The 12,890-nt window shown below is 73.5% G+C and carries 13 protein-coding genes; 5 read left to right on the top strand and 8 right to left on the bottom strand.

Annotation, left to right across the window (positions count from 1 at the left end):
- Positions 1-156 precede the first annotated feature (156 nt).
- Both ACZ52J_RS16075 and ACZ52J_RS16070 read right to left on the bottom strand, forming a co-directional pair.
- Positions 157-1,188, bottom strand: coding sequence for a medium chain dehydrogenase/reductase family protein (locus ACZ52J_RS16075; protein WP_465619222.1), 1,032 nt, complete (start codon positions 1,186-1,188; stop codon positions 157-159).
- Between the two features lie 207 nt (positions 1,189-1,395).
- A complete protein-coding gene (locus ACZ52J_RS16070) occupies positions 1,396-1,944 on the bottom strand; it encodes a carbonic anhydrase (RefSeq protein ID WP_465619220.1) in 549 nt (182 codons plus the stop codon).
- A 64-nt stretch (positions 1,945-2,008) separates the two neighbouring features.
- On the opposite strand from ACZ52J_RS16070, the gene ACZ52J_RS16065 reads away from it, so the two are divergent.
- The gene (locus tag ACZ52J_RS16065) at positions 2,009-2,479 is read left to right on the top strand and encodes a MarR family winged helix-turn-helix transcriptional regulator (protein WP_465619218.1); all 471 of its coding nucleotides are present in this window, start codon (positions 2,009-2,011) and stop codon (positions 2,477-2,479) included.
- Between the two features lie 22 nt (positions 2,480-2,501).
- Here the strand turns inward: ACZ52J_RS16065 and ACZ52J_RS16060 are convergent, their stop codons facing one another.
- Positions 2,502-2,834 carry a hypothetical protein gene (locus ACZ52J_RS16060; RefSeq protein ID WP_465619216.1) on the bottom strand — a complete coding sequence of 111 codons (333 nt, stop codon included), beginning with the start codon at positions 2,832-2,834 and terminating at the stop codon, positions 2,502-2,504.
- Positions 2,835-2,915: 81 nt separating this feature from the next.
- On the opposite strand from ACZ52J_RS16060, the gene ACZ52J_RS16055 reads away from it, so the two are divergent.
- Positions 2,916-4,304, top strand: a complete 1,389-nt coding sequence (locus tag ACZ52J_RS16055; RefSeq protein WP_465619214.1) for a M14 family metallopeptidase — start codon at positions 2,916-2,918, stop codon at positions 4,302-4,304.
- A 144-nt stretch (positions 4,305-4,448) separates the two neighbouring features.
- Here ACZ52J_RS16055 and ACZ52J_RS16050 read toward each other — a convergent pair whose 3' ends face one another.
- From ACZ52J_RS16050 to ACZ52J_RS16035, 4 genes are all read right to left on the bottom strand, one after another.
- Positions 4,449-5,465, bottom strand: a complete 1,017-nt coding sequence (locus ACZ52J_RS16050) for a HEAT repeat domain-containing protein (RefSeq protein WP_465619212.1) — start codon at positions 5,463-5,465, stop codon at positions 4,449-4,451.
- Between the two features lie 3 nt (positions 5,466-5,468).
- Positions 5,469-6,215 carry a HEAT repeat domain-containing protein gene (locus tag ACZ52J_RS16045; protein ID WP_465619210.1) on the bottom strand — a complete coding sequence of 249 codons (747 nt, stop codon included), beginning with the start codon at positions 6,213-6,215 and terminating at the stop codon, positions 5,469-5,471.
- Positions 6,216-6,302: 87 nt separating this feature from the next.
- On the bottom strand, positions 6,303-6,815 hold the full coding sequence (locus ACZ52J_RS16040; RefSeq protein ID WP_360491332.1) for an isochorismatase family protein: 513 nt from the start codon (positions 6,813-6,815) through the stop codon (positions 6,303-6,305).
- A complete protein-coding gene (locus ACZ52J_RS16035; protein WP_465619207.1) occupies positions 6,802-7,479 on the bottom strand; it encodes a TetR/AcrR family transcriptional regulator C-terminal domain-containing protein in 678 nt (225 codons plus the stop codon). Before ACZ52J_RS16035 ends, ACZ52J_RS16040 begins: the two co-directional genes overlap by 14 nt.
- 177 nt (positions 7,480-7,656) lie before the next feature.
- Here ACZ52J_RS16035 and ACZ52J_RS16030 point away from each other — a divergent pair, with 177 nt between their 5' ends.
- Entirely contained in the window at positions 7,657-8,991 is a 1,335-nt protein-coding gene (locus tag ACZ52J_RS16030) for an MFS transporter (RefSeq protein ID WP_465619205.1), read from the top strand.
- A 68-nt stretch (positions 8,992-9,059) separates the two neighbouring features.
- Here ACZ52J_RS16030 and ACZ52J_RS16025 read toward each other — a convergent pair whose 3' ends face one another.
- Complete coding sequence (locus ACZ52J_RS16025; RefSeq protein ID WP_465619203.1) at positions 9,060-10,565, bottom strand: glutamate synthase subunit beta; 1,506 nt, start codon at positions 10,563-10,565, stop codon at positions 9,060-9,062.
- A gap of 177 nt (positions 10,566-10,742) precedes the next feature.
- Between ACZ52J_RS16025 and ACZ52J_RS16020 the strand changes: the two genes are divergently transcribed.
- Positions 10,743-11,423, top strand: coding sequence for a response regulator transcription factor (locus tag ACZ52J_RS16020; protein ID WP_360491344.1), 681 nt, complete (start codon positions 10,743-10,745; stop codon positions 11,421-11,423).
- Positions 11,420-12,805 carry a HAMP domain-containing sensor histidine kinase gene (locus tag ACZ52J_RS16015; RefSeq protein WP_465619200.1) on the top strand — a complete coding sequence of 462 codons (1,386 nt, stop codon included), beginning with the start codon at positions 11,420-11,422 and terminating at the stop codon, positions 12,803-12,805. Before ACZ52J_RS16020 ends, ACZ52J_RS16015 begins: the two co-directional genes overlap by 4 nt.
- Positions 12,806-12,890: the final 85 nt, after the last annotated feature.

Genomic DNA, 12,890 nt, shown 5'->3' with positions numbered 1-12,890 from the left:
CGGCAGACCACTCGCCAAAACCCGCATCTCACCCTTCGCAGCACTCCGCCCCGTTGGATGAGATCCAACGGGGCGGAGTTAACCAACAGCATCCGGGTTCCGGCGGGGGCCTTCTTCGGTGCGCCGGCCGCTCAGGCGAGCAGCTCTGCCAGGGGCTCAGGCCGTCAGCACGATCTTGCCGGTGACGGTGCCGGACTCCGCCAGCCGCAGGGCCTCGGCGGCGCTGGTGAGCGGCAGTTGGGCGGCGATGCGGGCGGTGACCTCGCCACGGCCCACGGCGGCGAGCACCTCGGTGAGGTCGTTCCGCAGCTGTGCCCGGAAGCGGTCCTTGCCGAGCGCGCGGCCGGCCCAGATGTTGTAGAAGTACGCGTGCCGGCCGTTGGGCAGGGCGTTCCACAGTGCGGTACGGGCAAGGATCTTGAGGACCGGCCACTGCTTGGAACCGGTGTCGTCGCGGGTGGAGGCACTGCCGTACGCGACGAGGGTGCCGCCGGGCGCGAGCAGCTGCCAGGAATCGATCACGCTACGGCCGCCGACGTGGTCGAAGACGGCGTCCACCCCGCCGGGCGCCAGTTCCCGGACCAGCGCGGGGACGTCTCCCGCCCGGTAGTCGACGGGGACGACGCCCAGGTCCCGCAGCGCCTCGTGGTGCCGGGCGGAGGCCGTACCGATCACCCGCGCCCCGGCGGCGCGGGCGAGTTGGGCCAGCACGGACCCCACACCGCCGCTCGCGCCGTGGACCAGGACGGTCTGCCCGGCGCGCACCCGGGCCTTGCGGTGCAGCATCTGCCAGGCGGTGATGCCGTTGACCACGACCGTCTCGGCCTGCGCCGCGGTGAGGCCCTCGGGGACGTCGACCGCGTCCGCGGCGTCGACGACCACGTGGCTGGCCCAGCCGCCGACCTTCACCAGCGCGGCCACCCGTCGCCCGGCCAGCGCCGGGTCGACGCCCGGCCCGGTCGACAGGACCCGGCCCACCAGGTCGTATCCGGGCACGAACGGGAACGGCGGCTGGTCGTAGTACCGGCCCCGGCGCATCTGCTGCTCGGCGAAGGAGACGCCGGTGGCCTCCATGGCGATCACGATCTGCCCGGGGCCGGGCTCCGGCACGGAGGCGTAGCGGATCTGCAGGCCCTCCGGGTCGACGATGCCCGGCAGAACGACCTCGACAAGGCGCTCGTTGGTCACGGCCGCCTCCTTTCGTAGAAGCTGTTGTGTTCGCTATAAGTTCTAACGCACATCCGGGGTGACAGTCAACAACAAACGTGAGACCTTCTAACGCAGGCGCAGGCGGCGCGCGGGACGCGACATGCCAATGCCGGCCACACCCTGGCGGGCGCGGTCGGCATTGGCGGGTCGGGGCTGTCGGGCCGAGCCGGCTGCGGATCAGGCCGGTCAGGCTGCGGGTCCGGCCGGAGCGGCCGCCTCCACGACCGTCTCGACGAGTCCCGTTTCGAGCCGGAGCACATGGCCGGACACCGAGGCGAGGGTGTCGCCGGACAGCAGCGGGTGGCCGAGCAGTTTCGCGACGCCCTGGCGCACGGTCTCGGTCGGGTCGGTCACGGCCTTCGCCGCGAGGGCGTCGCCGTCGAGCCCGGTGCGGCCGGCGAAGGCGTGGCGGAAGGCGGGCTCGGACAGCTTGCCGGTCCCGCATTGCGTGTGATGGATGACGGCGACGTCCATCCGCACCCCCAGGCGCAGGGCGAGGTAGGCGATGTCCTCCGCGACCCGGTCGTCGACGCGGCCTCCCGCGTTGCGCAGCACGCCCGCATCCCCGGTCCTGAGGCCGAGGAATCCGGCCGGCTCGACCCTCGGGTCGACGCAGGTCAGCACGAGGAGAAGCCGGTCTGGCAGGCCCTCCCCGCTCGGCATTGCCAGCCTTGCGGGATCGACGGACGCGGCGAACTCGCGGTTCCGGTCGAGCAGTTCGGTGAACCGTGACATGGCCCCTCCATTTGTTGTATATGCAACACATACTGCGGGGGTACTCTACAGACCGGAGGTGTAGATGCAACAGGAGAGTGTGGCCGAGTCGCGTCGGCAGGCGACGCTGATGTCGGAGGAGTGCCTGGGCAGGCGGATCGCGCGCCTGCAGCGCCTGGTCGGTCGCCGGGTCGACGCGGAGTTGCGCCAGTTCGGGCTGACCCTTCCGCAAGTCGAGGTGCTCTCCGAGCTGGCGTCGGCCGGCGCCCCGGCACGCCCCTCGGAGATCGCGGGCTGGCTCGGCATCGAACGCTCGACCGTCAGCCGCAACCTCGACGGACTGGTGCAGCGCGGGTTCGTGGAGGTGGCCGCGACGTCGTCGACGGGACGAACCACCCGGGTGACCGTCACCGAAGCCGGGTACCGGGCGCTCGCCGACGCCGAACCGGCCTGGCACCGCAGCCAGGCATGGATCATCGAAGCCATCGGCGCGGACGCCCGCGAGACCCTCGACCAGTGGCTCGCCGCACTGGACCCCGACCAGTCGCCACGGTGAGGCCGCGACACCCGGGGCGCGATCAGGAGATCTTCACGCAGAGCGGCTCGGCGGAGCCGTGCTCGACGGTCAGCGCCCGGTAGCCGGTGGCGCTGATGTCGACGGTGTAGACGCCGTCGACGAGGCAGCGGTCGCGGGGCAGGGCGCCGGCGGCGGTGCCGAAGCCGAAGCCGAGCAGGATCGGGCCGCGGGCGTGCCAGGTCTGCGACTTGTCGAGGCGGTAGCCGACGACGGACCGGCCGCCCGACCCGGCCGCCCGATCCGGCCGCCCCCCATGCCCGGCTTCCGCCCCCAGTCGCCCCTGGCCGATGCGTTCCGCCCGGCCCGCGTCTTTCCAACCTCTTGACGAACTCATGACATTGACGGACCATCATGCTGGCGCGCGCCTCACCTCCTCCACCGTTCCGCCCCCACGGACCCCCACAGGAGGACAGTCATGCGACTGCCCCGCCGAGGGAAGCCCGCCGCGGCCACCGCCGTTCTGCTGGCCCTCGCCCTCGCCACCCCGATCACCGCCCAGGCCGCCTCCCCCTACCGCCTGTCGGCGCCCACATCCGCCGGTGCGGACACCGCCGCCGACACCGCCCGGCAGTACCGGCTCGACGGCCCCCGTACCGTCGCCGAACGCACCACCATCGCCGCCACCGGCGCCTCCGTCGACGCCGTCCTGCCCGACGCGGTGGTGGTCACCGCCACCCCCGCCGAGGCCGACCGGCTGCGCACGCTCGGGTGGTCCCCCACCGCGCTGCCCGGCCCCGACCACGGCACCGAGTCGGGCTCCGGCCCCGGCGGCGAGGGCCTGGACGAGAGCCTGGCCGGCCCGGTGTACGACTTCCCGCAGGCCGACTCCGGCTACCACAACTACGCCGAGGCCACCGCCGACATCGACGCCGTGGTCGCCGCGCACCCGGACATCATGAGCAAGCGCGTCATCGGCACCTCCTACGAGGGCCGGCCGATCGTCGCGGTGAAGATCAGCGACAACGTCGGCACCGACGAGGACGAGCCCGAGGTGCTGTTCACCGCCCACCAGCACGCCCGCGAGCACCTCACCGTCGAGATGGCCCTCTACCTGCTGCACGAGTTCGGCGACAAGTACGCCACCGACAGCCGCATCGCCAACGCCGTCAACAGCCGCGAGATCTGGGTGATCCCCGACCTCAACCCGGACGGCGGCGAGTACGACATCGCCACCGGCCGCTACCGCAGCTGGCGCAAGGACCGCCAGCCCAACCCCGCCAGCAAAAGCGTCGGCACCGACCTCAACCGCAACTGGAACTACAAGTGGGGCTGCTGCGGCGGCTCCTCCGGCTCCACCTCCAACGAGACCTACCGGGGCAGCGCCCCGGAGTCCGCCAAGGAGACCAAGGTGGTCGCCGACTTCGTCCGCAGCCGGGTCGTCGGCGGCAAGCAGCAGATCACCGCCGCCATCGACTTCCACACCTACAGCGAACTGGTGCTCTGGCCGTTCGGCTGGACCACCGCCGACACCGCCACCGGCATGACCGCCGACGAGTACAACACCTTCGCCACCCTCGGCCGCACCATGGCCGCCACCAACGGCTACACGCCCGAGCAGTCGAGTGACCTCTACATCACCGACGGCGCGATCGACGACTGGCTGTGGGGCGCCCAACGGGTCTTCGCCTACACCTTCGAGATGTACCCCGGCCCGAACGGCAGCAGCGGCTTCTACCCGCCCGACGAGGTGATCGGCCGCGAGACCAGCCGCAACCGCGAAGCGGTCCTGCGCCTGGTGGAGACGGCCGACTGCGTCTACCGCGCGATCGGCAAACAGCAGCAGTACTGCGGCATCCCCGCCTGACCGGTCGCATCGCCGGCCGTCGAACCGGGCTGCGAGAGCCTGTCGACGGCCGGTCGACGGCAGGTTGACGGTCGGTCGGCAGCGGGTCGACGGCCGGTGCCGGCCGGCCGTGCGGCGCGCTGCGCACCAGCCTTCGTCCAGCCCTTACCGGGCGGCGCGCAGCTTGAGGACGTAGGTCGCGGTGAGCGCCACCGCACGGTCTTCGTCCTGGGCCAGATCCGCGAGGGCGCGTGACGCCGTCGTCCCCGGGATGTCCGCGAGCGCCTGGGTCAGCCGTCGACGGGCGGGCGTTCCGGTGGTGCCGGGAGCGAGGCGGTCGACGAGTCCGGTGGCGATCCGGTCCGCCAACGCGGGATCACCCGCGGGGTCGCCGGCCAGCGCGCTCAGTGCGTCGGCCGCGTCGGCGTCGTTCCTCGCCTCGACGATCATGTCGATGAGCGTCGGGACCGCGTCGGCCACTCCGCGTGTCCCGAGTGCCAGGGCCGCGTACCCGCGGACGACGATGTCGGTGTTCGTGAGGGCCTCCCGCAGCAGGGTCGTCGCCTCGCCGTCCGGAATCTCGGCGATGGACCGGACGGCACGTTCCCGCACCTCGGCCGCGGGTGAGCCGAGGCCCTTCGCCAGCGCTTCCAACGCGTCCTCGCCGGATTGCGCCAGAGCCCAGCGGAGGGCTCCGGCGACGTTCGGGTCCGACTCGCCGAGCACGGCCTCGGCCAGGGCTTCCACCGGTACGGAGACCTCCTCGGCGGCGGACAGGGCCGCGCGCTGGCGAGCGCCCGCGTTCTTCGACTCCAGCGCCTGGAGGAGCGAGACGATCTGGAGGACCTCCTCCCAGCCGGCGGGTTCCGCGGCACCGATCCGACGGAGCCGGGTGAGCAGCTCCGTCTCCGCCGCGATGCGGTCCAGCGTCCGGCGGATGAGGTCGTCGACGAGTTCCGAGGGCGCGAAGCCGGGGTCATCGAGCGCGCGCCCGACGTCGCTCAGCGACAGCCCCAGGGACCGCAGGCTCTCGATGTGGAAGATCCGCCGGATGTTCTCCTCGGAGTACTCCCGGTAGCCGGAGTCAGTGCGACCCGACGGCCGTACCAGGCCGAGCGATTCGTAGTGCCTGAGCATGCGGGCGCTGACCCCGGACCGCTGCGCGACGTCACCGATCAACACTGCCTACCGCCCGTCCTGGTCGCGCCCGCCGAGGGCGACGACGCGCTTCGCCTCCTCGATCGCGAACTCGAATCCGGCGTCCGGGTCGCGCGACAGGCGTTCCGTGGCGATCGCGTGTGCGCGCACGCGGGGGTCGGGGTCCGCCGTCGCGGCGCCCAGTGCCGGCGCCATCGCCTCCCCGAGCGCGATCAGCGCCCGGCTGAGGCTCAGCTGCGTCTCGCGTTCGCCGCGCCCGAGCTGCGTCGCCAACCCTACGGCCAACGCCTGCTCCGCACCGTCGGGCACGAGCACGACGGCGGCCCGCCAGGCACTGCGGGCCACCTCCTCGTCGGTGTCGGACAGCAGCGCCGGTGTGATCGCCGGCCACGCCCGCCGGTCCCCGATCTTGGACAGCGTGTGCAGTGCCTGGCTCCGCGCCTGCGCACGCTCCGAGCGGACTTCGTCGACAAGCGCCGGGACCGTCATCGATGCCGCGTGCCGGGTGAGTGCCCACGTGAGCATTTCGCGCACGGAGAACTCGGGTTCGATCGCGCACCGCTCGATGAGCTTGCCCACGAACGCCGACTCCGGGTTCGTGCCCACGGCCAACGCCGCCTGCAGTCGGACCGACGAGTTGTCGCTCTCCAGTCCCCGGAGGGCTCGCGCCTCGTTCGCGTTCGCCTTCGCCTTCGTGTTCGCCTTCGCGCTCGTGTTCGTGCTCGGGTTCGTGCTCTCTGTCGACATGGTCATCAGCACCACCTCCTCGGCCACAGTGAAGGCCTTGTCACTGTGTCAAGGTCAAGCAGAGCCGGACCGAGGGCCGAGGGAGGCACGCCCTCGGCCCGAGGAAGGCGGGCCCTATCCCAGCCGCAGGTCCCCCGCTGCCACGACCTCCCCGAGACGCGGGAAGTCGAGTTCCACCGACGCCCGGTGTTCCTCCGCCGTGAGCGCGGTCATCGCGTCCTCGACGAACACCAGCTCGTACCCGTGGTCGGAGGCCGCGCGGGCGCTCGACTCCACCCCGAGGTTGGTGGCGATCCCGGCGAACACCAGGGTCTCCACGCCCCGTTCCCGGAGCAGTTCGTGCAGGCCGGTGCCCTGGAAGGCACCGAGGGTGCGCTTCACCACGACCTCGTCGGCCACCGCCTCGACCTCCGCGAGCAGTTCGCTCCCGGGCGGCTGCTCGGCGACGTTCGGCCGGTCGACCCGTACGGCGACGACCGGGGCGCCGGCGGCGCGGAAGGCCCGGGCGAGCTCCAGCGAGGTCGTCACCACCTCCGAACCGGCGTGCGGCGCGAGCGGGTTGGCGACGATCCGGCTCATCAGGTCGATCAGGACCAGGGCCGTGCTGCGGGGATCAAGGGTGGGCATGGCGCCAACCTAGCCCATCCCCCGGCCCGGCCGACTCCGCCGCCTCCCGGGCGATCTCCGCCCGGAACCCCTCGATCATCACGCGCAGCCCGTACTCGAAGTCGGCGTCGTGGTCCGTCATCCGCAGCACGTCGGCGGCCTCGCGTAGCAGCGGGAGTTCGCGCAGCGCGTCGTCCGGGAACGGCGGCCGCTCGCGGTCTGCGGCGTCCTGCCGCCAGGCCTGTTCCTCGGTGACCCAGCCCATGATGTACCGGTCGACGGTCAGCAGCAGCCGCAGCGCCGTGCGCGGGCGCAGCCCAGCCCGGCTGAGGGCACGCAACTGGGCCTCGACGGCCGGGAGTTCGTCGTCGGCGGGCAGGGTGCCGGCGTGCACCCGGGCGCCGTCGCGGTAGGCGAGCAGGGCGTGGCGCTTGGCGCGGGCGTCGGCGGCGATCCACGCCGGCCAGTGTTCCGGGTCCGGTTCGCGGTCGGGCGGGAGGGCCTCGGCGAGCATGGCCTCGGCCATCAGGTCGAGCAGTTCCCGCTTGTTCTTGAAGTGCCAGTACAGGGCCGGCGACTGGACACCGAGTTCGCGGGCGAGCCGGCGGGTGGTCAGCCCTTCGATGCCCTCCTCGTTGAGCAGGCGCAGCGCGGTGCGCACCACGTCGTCGCGTTGCAGCGCCATCCGTTCGACCTCCCGGGTTTAATCGCTTGCCGGACTCACCTTATCGCCGATAAGTTCCCGAGCTGGAACTTATCAGCGATAAGGACCGCCATCACTGCCAGCTGCCACCTGCCCACCTGCCCACCTGCCCACCTGCCAGCACCGCGACGACGCCGGCCACGAAGGGACCAACCCCGTATGACCTCCACCCCCGACCGCTTCCGGTCCCGGCTGCTCCCGAACACCGCGCCCTGGCGGTCTTCCCGGGACTTCCGTCTGATCTGGACCTCCGGCACGGTCACCCTGCTCGGCTCGGTCTTCACCATGACGGCGATCCCCCTGCAGCTCGCCGACCTCACCGGCTCGCCGTGGGCCGTGGGCGCGGTCGGGGCGGTCGAACTCGTGCCCGTCATCGTGTTCGGCCTGTACGGCGGTGTCCTCGCCGACCGCGCCGACCGCCGCACGGTGGCCCTGGTCACCGAGTTCGCGCTGGCCGCGCTCAGTGCCCTGCTGCTGGCCAACGCGCTGCTCGGCGCGCCCGCCGCCTGGCCGCTCTACGTGGCCGCCGGGGTGGCCGCCGCCCTGCAGGGCATCCAGCAGCCCTCGGTCGAGGCGATGATTCCGCGCCTGGTGCCACCCGATCACCTGGTGGCGGCCGGCTCCCTGCTCTCGCTGCGCTGGAGCGTCGGCGGGGTGGTGGGCCCGGCCGCCGCCGGGCTGCTGATCGCGACCGCCGGCGCCCCTGCGGCCTACCTGGTCGACCTCGGCACCTTCCTGCTCTCGCTCGCCCTGCTCGCCCGGGTTCGTCCCGTCCCATCCGAGCGGGACGCCGTGAAGCCGCAGCTGGGCGAGTTCGTCGACGGCGCCCGGTACGCCGCGCGGCGGCCTGACCTGATCGGCACCTATCTGGCCGACCTCGCGGCCACCGTCTTCGCCCTGCCCACCGCCCTGTTCCCGTTCCTGGCCGCGGAGCTGGACGCGACGTGGGCGCTCGGCCTGCTCTACTCGGCCGGAGCGGTGGGCAGCCTGATCGCCGCGGCGACCGGCGGCTGGACCGAGCGCGTACGCCGACACGGCCGACTGGTGGTGCTCTCCGCCGCCCTGGTCGGCGCGGCGACGGCCGCGGCCGCCTTCGCCCCGGGCCTGTGGGTCGTCCTGTTCTGCCTGGCCGTCGCCGGCGGGGCGCACTGGATCGGTGACACCTTCCGCAGTGCGATCTGGAACCAGTCCATTCCGGACGAACTCCGAGGCCGCGCCGCCGGGTTGGAGATGCTGATCGGCTCCGCCGGGCCGGCCCTGGGCGATCTGCGGGCCGGCGGCCTCGCCGCCCGGCAGGGCATCCGGGCCGCCCTGCGCACCGGCGGCCTACTCTGCTTCGGCAGCGCCGCCATCCTGCCCGCCGCGATCCCCGCGCTCTGGCGCTACGACCGGCGCGCCCACCCCACCGCGCCAACCACCGCGCCGGCCGCCCAACCAACCACCGCGCCAACCCTCCAACCGACCACCGGACCGACGGCGGAGCCCACCCCATGAGGCACGCCCGGTGGCCCGGCCGGACGCGGGCACTTCAGACCTCCAGGCCGGGCGAGGGCCCTTCGGGATCACAGGGTGAGTGCCCGCGCCGAGGCCCGGATCGGCATCGGGAGTTCGGTCCGCCCCCGCAGGTAGCGGTCCACCGCCGCGGCCGCCGCCCGTCCCTCGGCGATCGCCCAGACGATCAGCGACTGTCCGCGTCCGGCGTCACCCGCGACGAAGACGCCCTCCGCTGCGGTGCCGAAGCCGTCGTCCCTGACCAGGGTGCCCTCGGACCCGGTGGCGAGGCCGAGTTGGGCGAAGAGCCGCTGGTCCGGCTCCGGCCCGGTGAAGCCCAGGGCGAGCAGTGCGAGCTGCGCCGGCAGGCTCTGTTCGGTGCCGGCCCGCGGGCTGCGGTCGGCGGGCTCGGTCTCGGCGAGGCGGACGGCGGCGAGCCGGCCGTCCGGACCGGGTTCGAAGCCCACGGTGACCGCCGCGAACTCCCGGGGCCCGGCCGCCGTGGCGCCGGACTCCTCGTGCGAGGTGGTTTCGCGGTACACCTTGGGGTGGACCGGCCAGGGCTGCCCTGGCGCCCGGCGCTCCGGTGGGCGCGGGTTGATGTCCAGCTGGGTGACCGAGGCGGCGCGTTGGCGCAGTGCCGTGCCCAGGCAGTCGGCCGCGGTGTCCCCGCCGCCGACGATCACCACGTGGCGGCCTTCGGCGGAGACCGGCGAGTCCGGGCAATCGCCCTCGTCCACCCGGTTCGCCCAGGTCAGGTAGTCCATCGCCTGGTGCACCCCGGGCAGTTGGCGTCCGGGCACCGGCAGTTCCCGGCAGGCCGTCGCGCCCACGGCGACGACCAGCGCGTCGTACCCGGCCCGCAGTTCTTCGCCCGGCAGGTCGCGGCCGACCCACACGCCGGTGCGGAACGCGGTGCCTTCGGCCCGCAGTTGGTCGAGCCGCCGTTCCAGCCGGTGCTTCTCGAGCCGGAACGGCGGGATGCCGTACCGCAGCAGCCCGCCGGGGCGGTCGGCCCGCTCGTACACCGTGGTGGCGTGCCCGGCGCGGGTCAGCTGCTGGGCGGCGGCCAGCCCGGCCGGGCCCGACCCGATCACGGCGACCCGCCGCCCGCCGCCCCGCCCGTCCCCCCGCCTGTCACCCCATCCGCCGGTCTGTTCGGGCGGCAACGGTTCGTCCCAGCCTTCCTCCCAGGCCCGGTCGGCGATCGCCAGCTCCACGTTCTTGATGGTCACCGCGGCACCGTCGATCGCCAGCACGCAGGCGCTCTCGCAGGGCGCCGGGCAGAGCCTCCCGGTGAACTCCGGGAAGTTGTTCGTCGCCAGCAGCCGGGCCGCCGCCGCCCGCCAGTCGGCGGCCGCCACCAGCCGGTTCCAGTCCGGCACCAGGTTCCCGAGCGGGCAGGCGCTGTGGCAGAACGGCAGCCCGCAGTCCATGCAGCGCTCCGCCTGTCCGCTCACGATCGGCAGCAGCGCCCCCGGCCGGTACACCTCCCGCCGGTCGTCGAGCCGTTCCCGCGCGTCCCGCCGCGCCCGCTCCGCGCGCGGGGTGGTGAAGAAGGCCATCCGGTCTGCCATCGCGGCCTCCGGCAGGGCGTGCCGACACTGACCCGGCGGCCCACCCGGCGGCACACCACCGTGTGGCCACCGTACGCCCACGAAGCAGCAGGCGAAAGCGGTACCCGGAGATGCCCGCCAGGCCGTCTACCCGACCCGCCCGGAACGGTCGTGAGCACGCCAGGGAGAATCTTCGCCATGACCCACACCGTGCTGATCGCCGAGGACGACCGGGCCATCCGCGACTCGCTCACCCGCGCGCTGATGCTGGAGGGCTACCGGGTGCGGATCGCCGCGAACGGCACCCAGACCCTGGCAGTCCTCGCCGAACAGCGCCCGGACGTCCTGCTGCTCGACGTGATGATGCCCGAGCCGGACGGCCTGGAGGTCTGCCGCCGGCTGCGCGCCGCCGGCGACCGGACCCCGGTGCTGATGCTCACCGCCCGGGTCGAGGTCCCGGACCGGATCGCCGGCCTCGACGCCGGGGCCGACGACTACCTTGTCAAACCCTTCGACGTGGACGAGCTGTTCGCCCGCCTGCGCGCCCTGCTGCGCCGCAACCACACCGCCCCGGCCACCGAGGTCCTGACCGTCGCCGACCTGCGGATCGATCCGCCCGCCCGGCGGGCCTGGCGCGCCGGCGAGGAGCTGGAACTGTCCCGCACCGAGTTCGACCTGCTGGAGCTGCTGGCCCGGCACTGCGGGGCCGTCCTCGACCAGGCCACCCTGTACGAGCAGATCTGGGGCTACGACTTCGGCCCCGGTTCGAAGAACCTCGCCGTCTTCATCGGCTACCTGCGCCGCAAGCTCGACCGCTCCGGCCTGGCCCCGCTGATCCACACCGTCCGCGGCGTCGGCTACACGCTGCGCGAGCCGTGACCGGCCCGGCGCGCCGCCGCCCGCGCCTGCCGCGCCCGGGCCTGCGCACCACCCTCTCGCTCGCCTTCGCCGCGATCGCCGCCCTGGTGGCGGTCCTGATCGGCGCGCTCGGCTATCACGCCGCCGCCCGGCTGATCCGGGACGACGAGACCGCCGACTTCACGGCGGCCGTCCGGTCCGTCGACCGGCAAGTCGAACAGCAGGTCCTCTTCCCGGGCGACTTCGCCGGCCCCAGCGGCCTGAGCGACGACCTGCTGCGCCCGATCCGGGTGACCTCGCAGGCGCTCTCCCCCGACGCCCGGGTGCTCCCCGGCACGGCCCGGCTCGACCTGCCGTCGACCCCGGCCGACCGCGAACTCGCCCGGGCCGACGAGCCCGGCCGCACCGTGACCGGGCTGCGCCGACTGCACGGAGACACCCTCCGGGTGGGCGTGGTCTCGCTCGGCGGCCGTCGCGGCGCGGTCCAGATCATCCAGCAGGTCGGCCCCACCGAGCACCTGCTGTCCGCCCTGCGGATCCGGACCGCCTCCCTGGTGGCGGTCGTCGCGGTGCTCGCGGGCGGGGCCGGCTGGCTGCTCGCCCGGTGGATCTCCGGACGGCTGGTCCGGCTCACCGAAGCGGCCGAACTGGTCGCCACCAGCGGGCGGTTGGACGTCCCGGTGCCCGCCGCCGGGACGGACGAGGTGGGCCGGCTCGGCCGGGCCTTCGACCGGATGCTGGTCCGGCTCGCCACCGCCAAGGAGAACCAGCGCCGCCTCGTCCAGGACGCCGGGCACGAGCTGCGCACCCCGCTGACCAGTCTGCGCACCAACCTCGCCGTGCTCCCGGCCATGGACCGGCTGCCGCCCGCCGAGCGCGCCGCCCTGATGGCCGATCTGACCGAGGAGGCACGGGAGTTGACCCAGCTAGTGGAGGAGCTGGTGGCACTCGCCGCGGATCGCAGGGCGGACGAGCAGCCGGCCGAGGTGGTCCTGGCCGAGGTGGTCCGTGGGGCGGCCGCCCAGGCCCGGCGGCGCAGCGACCGGGAGATCCTGGTGGACGCCGACGACACCGTGGTCACCGCCCGCCCGGACGCGCTGGCCCGGGCGGTGGGCAATCTGCTGGACAACGCCGCCAAGTTCGACCCGGCCGGAGCGAGCCCGATCGAGGTGGTGGTGCGCGGCCCACGGGTGGAGGTGCGCGACCGCGGCCCGGGCATCGACGTGGCCGACCTCGACCGGGTCTTCGACCGCTTCTACCGGGCCACCGCAGCCCGTAGCCTGCCCGGTTCGGGGCTGGGCCTGGCGATCGTGGACGAGGTGGCTCGCTCGCACGGCGGCACGGCCTTCGCGACCAACCGGGCGGGCGGCGGCGCGGTGATCGGCTTCACGCTCGGCAGGTGACGCCTGACGGCTCGAGGCTGACCACTGACGGCATCCGGCTGACGGCACGAACGGGCCCGGTGTGACCGGGCCGGCACAAACGGGC

The organism is Kitasatospora sp. NPDC034035 (assembly GCF_055575755.1).
The sequence above is the reverse complement of the archived record's forward strand: the minus strand, read 5'-3'. Positions and strand labels throughout refer to the sequence as shown.

Coding starts and splice junctions, on each gene's coding strand:
- ACZ52J_RS16070 (WP_465619220.1), bottom strand. CDS start 1,944: ATGTCACGGTTCACCGAACTGCTCGACCGGAACCGCGAGTTCGCCGCG.
- ACZ52J_RS16065 (WP_465619218.1), top strand. CDS start 2,009: ATGCAACAGGAGAGTGTGGCCGAGTCGCGTCGGCAGGCGACGCTGATG.
- ACZ52J_RS16060 (WP_465619216.1), bottom strand. CDS start 2,834: ATGAGTTCGTCAAGAGGTTGGAAAGACGCGGGCCGGGCGGAACGCATC.
- ACZ52J_RS16055 (WP_465619214.1), top strand. CDS start 2,916: ATGCGACTGCCCCGCCGAGGGAAGCCCGCCGCGGCCACCGCCGTTCTG.
- ACZ52J_RS16040 (WP_360491332.1), bottom strand. CDS start 6,815: ATGCCCACCCTTGATCCCCGCAGCACGGCCCTGGTCCTGATCGACCTG.
- ACZ52J_RS16035 (WP_465619207.1), bottom strand. CDS start 7,479: ATGGCGCTGCAACGCGACGACGTGGTGCGCACCGCGCTGCGCCTGCTC.
- ACZ52J_RS16030 (WP_465619205.1), top strand. CDS start 7,657: ATGACCTCCACCCCCGACCGCTTCCGGTCCCGGCTGCTCCCGAACACC.
- ACZ52J_RS16025 (WP_465619203.1), bottom strand. CDS start 10,565: ATGGCAGACCGGATGGCCTTCTTCACCACCCCGCGCGCGGAGCGGGCG.
- ACZ52J_RS16020 (WP_360491344.1), top strand. CDS start 10,743: ATGACCCACACCGTGCTGATCGCCGAGGACGACCGGGCCATCCGCGAC.